Genomic DNA, 412 nt, shown 5'->3' with positions numbered 1-412 from the left:
GGAAACCATCAAAAGAGACATCCCGCTGTCCCTGATTTGCGCCGGACTTTTAATGGTTTTAGGAATCAGCGGACTCGGCGATAAATCCGGTATGATGCTCGGTCACCTGGACGGTGTGATCTTAATTGGATTCTTTGCAGGTTACATTGTCTACATGGTTCAGATTGCCTTAAAGGCAAACCGCGAAGGAAAAAAAGTCGAAATTGAAGGCGGTTCCGACGAGGATATCAAGCTGCTTTCCGTTCCGAAGAGTATCGTGTTCATCGTCGGCGGAGCAGTCGCCATTGCAGTCGGCGGAGATGTGACCGTAGATGCCGCAGCGAGAATCGCAGGCGATCTCGGAATGAGCCAGACTTTGATCGGATTGACCATTGTTTCCATCGGAACTTCCCTTCCGGAACTCGTAACTTCT

Annotated in this window: 1 protein-coding gene; it reads left to right on the top strand. The window is 50.0% G+C overall.

The window, feature by feature from the left end; all coding sequences use genetic code 11:
- The coding region (locus tag DWY63_RS17305; protein ID WP_330415531.1) for a sodium:calcium antiporter at positions 1-412 on the top strand (412 nt) is incomplete at both ends.

This window comes from Blautia sp. AF26-2 (assembly GCF_003460955.1).
GTDB lineage: Bacteria > Bacillota > Clostridia > Lachnospirales > Lachnospiraceae > Fusicatenibacter > Fusicatenibacter saccharivorans.
Note: the sequence above shows the minus strand (reverse complement) of the source record. Positions and strands in the feature narration are given on the sequence as shown.